This is a genomic window from Paraburkholderia humisilvae (assembly GCF_902859855.1).
Classification (GTDB): Bacteria; Pseudomonadota; Gammaproteobacteria; order Burkholderiales; family Burkholderiaceae; genus Paraburkholderia; species Paraburkholderia humisilvae.
Genome location: NZ_CADIKH010000470.1, coordinates 1 through 614 on the forward strand (window position 1 = coordinate 1; position 614 = coordinate 614).

1 protein-coding gene is annotated in these 614 nt (G+C 65.8%); it reads right to left on the reverse strand.

Annotation, left to right across the window (positions count from 1 at the left end; all coding sequences use genetic code 11):
• The coding region (locus HV796_RS43115) for an MFS transporter (protein WP_175233655.1) at positions 1 to 614 on the reverse strand (614 nt) is incomplete at both ends.

Here is a 614-nt window from a genome sequence, read left to right on the forward strand (position 1 = left end):
GTCAGGATGCCCATCGTCGCGAGCGTGAGCGAGGCCATCGCGAGCAGCGTGCTATGCGCCCAGACCACCGACAGCACGAGGCCGAGCGCGCCCGCGAAGGCCGGTATCGCGACGTGCCAGCGCCGCTCGCGTGCGCGGTCCGCGCTGCGCGACACCAGCACCATCGCCACCACCGCGGCGGCGAACGGAATCGCGGACAGTAAGCCGATCGCGAACGTGTCGGTGACGCCGGTCGCCTTGATGATCGTCGGCAGCCAGAAGCTCACGCCGTACAGGCCGATCACGAACGAGAAGTAGATCAGGCTCATCAGCCACACGCGCGGACTCGCGAGCACTTTGCTGATCGGCGGGTCTTCCTTGGTGGCATCTTCGGCGGCGATGTTGCGCTCGAGCAGTTGCCGCTCTTCGGCGGTCAGCCATGCGGCTTTGCCGATCCGGTCGTCGAGCACGAGAAACACCAGGATGCCGACAAGAATCGACGGCAGACCTTCAAGCAGGAACAGCCACTGCCAGCCATGCCAGCCGTTCAGGCCGTCGAACGCCTTCAGGATAAAGCCGGAGATCGGGCCGCCGATCACGCCCGATAGCGCGATCGCGGTCATGAACCAGGTGGT